Origin of the sequence: Streptomyces sp. (assembly GCF_035563135.1) — a bacterium.
Taxonomy (GTDB): domain Bacteria; phylum Actinomycetota; class Actinomycetes; order Streptomycetales; family Streptomycetaceae; genus Streptomyces.
Window position 1 is genome coordinate 1 of record NZ_DATMVN010000751.1, and the last position, 7,228, is coordinate 7,228.

Here is a 7,228-nt window from a genome sequence, read left to right on the forward strand (position 1 = left end):
TGATCGCGGACGGCCGCATCCCGCCGCTCGTCGCCCTGCTTCCGGAGTCCGTCGACGCGGACACCAGGTGGTCGGAGATGACCTGCCGCCCGGAGTTCGCCGGCTTCCTCGCCGACGAACTGCTGCCCTGGGCGGCGGCCCGCCTGCCGGTCACGGACGACCCCGCCCGCACGGTCGTCGCCGGACAGAGCCTGGGCGGACTCTCCGCCGCCCACGCGGCGCTGGCCGCGCCCGGGCGCTTCGGCAACGTCCTCGCCCAGTCCGGCTCCTTCTGGTGGCCCGACGGGCCGCAGGCGCAGTGGCTCACCGAGCGGATCGCCCGGACACCACGTCTGCCGGTCCGCTTCCGGCTCTCCTTCGGCGAACAGGAATGGGTGGCCCTGCCCGCCGCCAGGCGGCTGCGCGAGGTCCTGGCGGCGGCGGGCTACGACGACGCCTGCTACCGGGAGTTCAACGGCGGCCACGACTACCTGTGCTGGCGCACGGAACTGGCCGACGGTCTCGTCGACCTGCTGGCCGCCCCCACGCCGTAGGGGCGGCCGGCGGTTCAGTCCCGATCGCGGCCCGGTTCCGGCATGGCGGTGCACGCCCCGTGCGGAGCCGGGCCGAACCTGACGGACCAGCCTTCCGGAACCTCCCGCCAGACCGGCCAGAGGGACAGCCGGCCGGCGGCGTTCTCCAGCACCAGGTGCGTGGCGCGGTCCTCGGGGCCCGGGTCGAACGGGCCGCTCCCCGCGCTCACGCGTCCAGCTCCTTCAGCCGGGCCGCCAGGACGGCCGCGATGCCGTCGAGGAAGCGGTCCTGCATCAACTGCGGGTGGGTGCAGTCGAGGTCGTGGTTCTCGATGGACCCGGTCACATGTGACCGCCACGCCTCACGGGTGAGCCAGTCCTCCGCACGCGGGGCCGCGGCCGTGAAGAAGAGCAGGTCGCCCTCGTAACGCCGGTGGTCGTGCTCACGCATCATGCGGGCGTGGTTCGGCACGATGTCGACGATCTTCGACAGGGCACGGTCGCTGAGCCCGGCGAGCGGGCTGCCCGCCCGGCGCAGTGTCGCCAGCACGTCCTCACGGTCCTGCTCGTGCGTACGATCGAAGCCCGCCATCCGCAGCACCGCGGTCAGCGCGTCGCCCTCCTCGGGCGCCGGCCGCTCCCGCCACTGCTCGGCGGGGAACGAGTCGAGCAGTGCGAGCAGTTCGACCTCCTCACCCGCCTCCTGGAGCAGTACGGCCACGGTGTGCGCCAGTACCCCGCCGACGGACCAGCCCAGCAGCCGGTAGGGGCCGTGCTCCTGGATCGCGCGTATGTGCTGGACGTAGTCGGCCGCCTCCTCCTGCAGGGTGCGCGGCAACGGTTCGTCCCCGACCAGCCCGCGGGCCTGGATGCCGTACACCGGCTGCTCCGGGCCCAGACGGGCCGACAGCCCGGCGTAGCACCAGGCGATCCCCCCGGCCGGATGGATGGCGAACAGCGGTGGGCGCCCGTCCCCGCCCCGCAGCCGCAGGACGACGTCGAGCGCGTCCTCGGAAGCGGGCCCCGTGGAGCCGAGCCGGGCGGCGAGTGCCGCCGGGGTCGGGGACTCGAACAACGAGCCGATGGTCAGCTCGGCGCCGAACTCCTCCCGCACGCGGGCCACCAGCCGCACGGCGAGCAACGAGGTGCCGCCCAGATCGAAGAAGGCGTCGTCCGGACCCACCTGGGCGATGTCCAGCACCTGCGCGAACAGCCGCGTCAGCGCTTCCTCCCGCGCGTCCGACGGGCGCCGCGCCCCCGCACCGCCGCTGAACACCGGGGCGGGCAGGGCGCGCCGGTCGAGCTTCCCGTTGGGGCTCAGCGGGAAGGCGTCCAGGGCCACCACCGCCGCCGGCACCATGTGCTCCGGCAGTTCCCGCGCCAGCGAGGCGCGTACGGCCGCCGGGTCGGCGCCCCCGGTGATGTAACCGACCAGCCGCTGGTCGCCCGGCCGGTCCTCCCGCACGAGGGCGCAGGCGGCGTCCACCCCGTCCCGGGCGGCCAGCGCCGACTCGATCTCACCGAGCTCGATGCGCTGCCCGCGGAGCTTGACCTGGTCGTCCGTGCGGCCGAGGTAGACGACCTCGCCCTTCGCCGTCCAGTGCGCCAGGTCGCCCGTGCGGTACATGCGCTCCCCCGGCCGGCCGAACGGGTCGGCGACGAAGCGGGACGCGGTCAGCTCCGGACGGTTCAGATACCCCTCGGCGAGCTGACGCCCTGCCAGGTAGAGCTCGCCGGGAACCCCCGGCGGGCAGGGCTGCAGCGCGGCGTCGAGCACATGGAGGCGGGTGTTCCAGACGGGCCGGCCGATCGGGACCGGACCGGCCGCGTCCGCCGCGCACGCGTGGAAGGTGACGTCGACGGCCGCCTCCGTGGGGCCGTACAGATTGTGCAGTTCGACGCCGGGGAGCTCCCGTCCGAACGCACCGGCCGTCTCGCGCGGCAGGGCCTCGCCGCTGCAGAAGACCCTCTTGAGGCTTCCGCACGCGTCCGCCTCCGCCTCCGCGAGGAAGACCTGGAGCATCGACGGCACGAAGTGACAGGTGGTGACGCCCTGTTCGCGGATCAGCCGGGCCAGATAGGCCGGGTCCTTGTGGCCACCGGGTTCGGCGACCACCAGCGCCGCGCCCTGGCGCAGCGGCCAGAAGAACTCCCACACGGACACGTCGAACGACGACGGCGTCTTCTGGAGCACCCGGTCGTCCGCGGTCAGTCCGTAGGCGCTCTGCATCCAGCGCAGCCGGTTGTCGATCGCCGCGTGCGGGACGACGACGCCCTTGGGACGTCCCGTCGAGCCGGAGGTGTAGATGACGTACGCCGGGTGCGCCGGGGTGAGGGGACGCGACGGGTTCACCCAGAGGTACTCCGAGACGTCGAGGCCGTCCAGGACGACCAGCGGTGTCCCGGTGTCCTCGGGGAGCCGCCCCGCCCGGTCGGTCACCGCGCACACCGGCGCCGCGTCCCCCAGCATGTACGCCAGCCGCTGCTCGGGGTAGTCCGGGTCGAGCGGCAGATACGCGGCCCCGGCCTTCAGCACGGCGAGCAGGGACACGACGAGATCCACCGAGCGCGGCACCGACACCGCCACCACGGCACCCGGCCTGGCGCCGAGCGTCTGCAGATGCCGGGCCAGCCGGTTGGCGCGGGTGTTCAGCTCCTCGTAGGTGAGCGAGGTGTCGCCGTACACCAGAGCGGTCGCGTCGGGGGTGCGCGCGGCGCGCGCCTCGATGGGGCCGATGAGGGTCGTGGGCGGCAGCTCGCGGGCGGTGTCGTTGAACGCACCGAGGACCAGGTCGAGTTCGGCTGCCGTGGCGATGCCGTGCGTGGCCGTCGGAACATGCGGATCGGCCTGGACCAGCCGCTCCACCAGATGCAGGAAGCGCGCCTGGTGCGCGGCCAGTGCCTCGTCGTCGTACAGCGCCGGATTGCCGTCGTGGTCGATGCGCAGACCACGGCCGTCGGCCCGGTCGTAGATGTTCACCGTCAGGTCGTCGACCGGCCCGGCGGACAGGTTCCGGGCGCGCGCCGGGGCGCCCGCGAAGTCCACGTCGTAGTCGAAGGGCATGACGTTGACGAGGGGACCGACCAGTCCGCGGTTCTCTCCGAGGAGCCGCAGGTCACGGCGGATGTCCTCGTAGCGGAAGCGCTGGTGGCGGCGGACCTCGCGGATGCCGAGCACCACCTGGCGGACCAGTTCGGCGAAGGTGGCCCCGGGGGAGACGTCCAGCCTCAGCGGGAGCACGTTCATGACCATGCCGGGCACCCGCAGCGAGACGGACCCCATGCGGCCCATCATCGGCAGGCCGAGCACGACCTCCTGGTGGCCCGTCGCCCGCGAGGTGTAGAGGGCCTGAGCGGCGATCAGCACGTCCGGCCAGGTGGCCCGGAGGCGGGAGGCCAGTTCCCGCACACCTTCGGTGGCCTCGGTACCCAGGTGCGCCGTGCGCCGGAGGAACGTCCGGGAGGGCAGGGCCCCGCGGCCCGCGAGCCGGGGCACCTCCGGGCGGTCGGCGAACGCCTCCGTCCAGTGCGCGCGATCGGCCGTGAAGGCTTCCGAGGACCGGTAGGCGGCGTCCTCGGCGACGAGGTCGGCCAGTGTCCCGAAAGCACGGGGGCCGGGGTCCTCGCCCCGGGCGAGCGCCGTGTAGACCTCCGCGGTACGGCGTACGAGGAGTGAGTAGCCGAAGCCGTCCATGACGAGGTGGTGGATGCGCTGGTACCAGAGCCACCGCTCCTCGCCCACCCGGAACAGGGCGTGCCGGAACGGTGGTCCGGCCACCAGGTCGAAGGGCTCGGCCAGGTCCGCACGCATCCATTCCTCGGCCTGCCGGCCGGCGTCCGGCGCGTCCCGCAGATCGCGGGTCGTGAGCGGCAGCGGGACCGAGGGGCGGATGTGCTGCCGCGGGCCGTCCGGGGAGTCCTCGACCGACACACGCAAGGCGTCGGCCTCGGCGGTCACACGGCGCAGGGCGGCCGCGAACAGCTCCGGGTCGAGCGGCCCGTCGATCTCCAGGCACTCCGCCGTGTTCTGCGCCGGGCTGAGCGGATCGAGCGACTGCGCGAACCACATGCCCGACTGGGCCGCGGTCAGCGGCAGCACGAGGGGCCGGGCCTCCGGGCCGGGGGCCGGTCCGGTCCCTCCGGTCCCGGTCAGCAGGACGGTCATGAGGCCTCCAGCAGCGGCGCCCAGACATCGATGACGGGCTGCTCGGCGAGGTCCGCGAAGTCCGCCTCGATCCCGTGGTCCCGGCGCCAGCGCCCCAGCAGCGCCATGATGCGTACCGAGTCCAGCCCGTAGTCCAGGAGGTTCTCGTCGAGGGGAATGTCCGCCGGGTCCTCACCGAGGGCGTCGGCGACATCGTGGCGGATCAGTTCAAGGGTGAGCGCCACGGTGTTCAGATCCCCTTCAGAAGAGCGTCGGTGGAGGTGACCACCGCGCAGCGGCCAGCGGCCCAGCGCAGTGCCATGTCGTGGTCCTCGCGGGAGAAGTCCGCCACGGCGTCGGCCACCAGGAAGGCCTGGATGTCACGCATCCACGCGTCGCAGGCACTCATGAGCACCCCGATGTGCGCGTACACACCGGTGATCACCAACTGGTCGCGGCCGGACTCCCGCAGCAGGGACTCCAGTTCGGTGCGTACGAACGCGCTGTACTTCCACTTGGTCAGGACGGTGTCGCCCTCCACGGGCGCGACGGCGTCGGGGATCGCCAGCGCCTCGGGGTCGTCGGCGGCACCCGGCCCCCAGAAATCGAGCTGGAGACCGCGCTCCTCGGCGGTCTGACCGCCGCGCTGCACCGAGTAGACGACGGGCACACCGAGGCGGCGGCACTCCGCGATGACACGGGAGGTGTTGCCGAGCATGCCGGTGAGCGGCTGCTCACCGGGCGGGAACGCGCCGAGGAAGTGATTCTGCAGGTCGTGGACCAGGAGCACGGCCCGTGCGGGGTCGACGGTCCAGTCCACGCGGTTCGCGGGCAGTTCGGTCTCGGCCGGCAGTGCGTAGGGAGCGATGGCGGGAAGAGCCATGGGGTGGAACCTTTCGGTGCCGCTCTGGGCGGAACTCGGTGCTGATCTCAGTGCTGAGCGGATTCGGTGCGGCCGGGAACCGCGTCGGAGCGCAGCCCCTTCTTGCTGACCTTGCCGATTCCGGTCTGCGGGAACGCCTCGACGAATTCGACGAGGTCGGGAATCTTGTACGCGGCGACACCACGTTCGCGCACGAGGCGTTTGACCGCGACCGGCTTCAGCGGCTCGGCCCCCTCGCGCAGGATGACGTAGGCCAGGGTGCGTTCACCCAGGTACTCGTCGGCCACCCCCACGACGGACACGTCGTGCACCGACGGATGGCCGAGGATGATGTTCTCGATCTCCTCGGGCGCGATCTTCTCACCGCCCCGGTTGATCTGGTCCTTGGCGCGCCCCTCGACGACCAGGTGGCCCGTCGGGGTACGGCGCACGATGTCACCGGTGCGGTAGAAGCCGTCCTCGGTGAACGCCTTCCTGTTGTGCTCGGGCGCACGCCAGTAGCCGCGGATCGTGTACGGGCCCCGGGTCAGCAGGTGCCCGAAACCCCCCTCGGGCACGTCCTCGTCCGCGTCGTCGACGATGCGGATCTCGTCGTCCTCGGAGATCGGCAGGCCCTGCGTGGTGACCACGGTCTCGTGGTCGTCGTCCAGGCGGGTGTAGTTGACGAGTCCCTCGGCCATGCCGAAGACCTGCATGAGCCGGCATCCCAGCGCGGGTTCCAGCTGGCGGGCCGCGGCCTCGCTGTACTTGGCCCCGCCGACGAGGACGAGGTCGAGGCTGGACAGGTCGTGCTCGGTGCCGGGGCCGGCCTGCGTCCACACCAGCGCCAGGGGCGGCACCATGCCGGTCATCGTGACGCGCTCGCGTTCCACGAGGGGGAACGCCGTCGCCGGATCGGGGGCGGGGCACAGGACCACGGTGCCCCCGGCGTACAGCGTTCCGAGCCAGCCCGGGGAGCTCATCGGGAAGTTGTGCGCGGCGGGGAGCACGACGAGGTAGCGGGTGTCCTCGCCGACACCGCAGATCTCGTTGGATCCGCGCAGCGAGTAGATGTAGTCGTCGTGCGTACGCGGGATGAGCTTGGGGACACCGGTCGTGCCGCCCGACAGCTGGAGGAACGCCAGATCGTGCGGTGCCGGCTCGTACGCGCTCCCCGTGGGCGCGCACGGTACCTCGGACAGGGCGGTGTGCTCACCCGGCGAGCCGACGACGAACACGTGCTTCAGGCTCGGGGTGCGCTCCTTGACCTTCGACGCGAGTGCCAGGTGGTCGAAGCCGGCGTGCCGGTCCGGGACCACGTAGGCGACGGCCTCGGTGAACGAGCAGAAGTACTCGATCTCCGTCTCCCGGTGTGCGGGGAGCGCGTAGACGGGCAGTGCGCCGATGCGGAAGAGCGCGAAGACGACCTCGACGAACTCGGCGACGTTCGGGAGCTGGACCACGACCCGGTCACCGGGCGAGATGCCACGCGCCGTGAACCCGGCGGCCAGCCGCGAGGCCCGCTCGTCCAGCTCTCCGTACGTCCACTCGCGGCGTCCGGGGGCCGTGCTGCCCGACCTCTGGAACCCCGTGACGGACCGGGCGACCCGGAGCCCCGCGGTCTGTGCCGCGGGGCGGCCCTGACGTTGGTGTTCGCGAGCGTGCTGGCGACCGCCGCGGCCACCGGGGCGCTGCCCCGTGAGGACGACA

The 7,228-nt window shown here is 72.5% G+C and carries 6 protein-coding genes; 1 reads left to right on the plus strand and 5 read right to left on the minus strand.

The features are described from left to right. Nucleotides 1–533: alpha/beta hydrolase-fold protein (locus tag VN520_RS33555; RefSeq protein ID WP_325750720.1), on the plus strand; the 533-nt coding region annotated here is incomplete at its 5' end. Between the two features lie 14 nt (nt 534–547). On the opposite strand, the gene VN520_RS33560 is transcribed toward VN520_RS33555, so the two are convergent. The 5 genes from VN520_RS33560 to VN520_RS33580 all read right to left on the minus strand — a co-directional run. Continuing rightward, nucleotides 548–742, minus strand: coding sequence for an MbtH family NRPS accessory protein (locus VN520_RS33560; protein WP_325750721.1), 195 nt, complete (start codon nt 740–742; stop codon nt 548–550). Continuing rightward, nucleotides 739–4,677, minus strand: coding sequence for an amino acid adenylation domain-containing protein (locus VN520_RS33565; RefSeq protein WP_325750722.1), 3,939 nt, complete (start codon nt 4,675–4,677; stop codon nt 739–741). Before VN520_RS33565 ends, VN520_RS33560 begins: the two co-directional genes overlap by 4 nt. Then, on the minus strand, nt 4,674–4,901 hold the full coding sequence (locus tag VN520_RS33570; RefSeq protein ID WP_325750723.1) for a phosphopantetheine-binding protein: 228 nt from the start codon (nt 4,899–4,901) through the stop codon (nt 4,674–4,676). Before VN520_RS33570 ends, VN520_RS33565 begins: the two co-directional genes overlap by 4 nt. 5 nt (nt 4,902–4,906) lie before the next feature. Beyond that, a complete protein-coding gene (locus tag VN520_RS33575; RefSeq protein ID WP_325750724.1) occupies nt 4,907–5,539 on the minus strand; it encodes an isochorismatase family protein in 633 nt (210 codons plus the stop codon). A 47-nt stretch (nt 5,540–5,586) separates the two neighbouring features. Beyond that, nucleotides 5,587–7,228: (2,3-dihydroxybenzoyl)adenylate synthase (locus VN520_RS33580; protein ID WP_325750725.1), on the minus strand; the 1,642-nt coding region annotated here is incomplete at its 5' end.

Excerpts from the sequence above, each read along its gene's own strand:
- VN520_RS33565 (WP_325750722.1), bottom strand. The coding sequence starts at position 4,677 with ATGACCGTCCTGCTGACCGGGACCGGAGGGACCGGACCGGCCCCCGGC.
- VN520_RS33575 (WP_325750724.1), bottom strand. The coding sequence starts at position 5,539 with ATGGCTCTTCCCGCCATCGCTCCCTACGCACTGCCGGCCGAGACCGAA.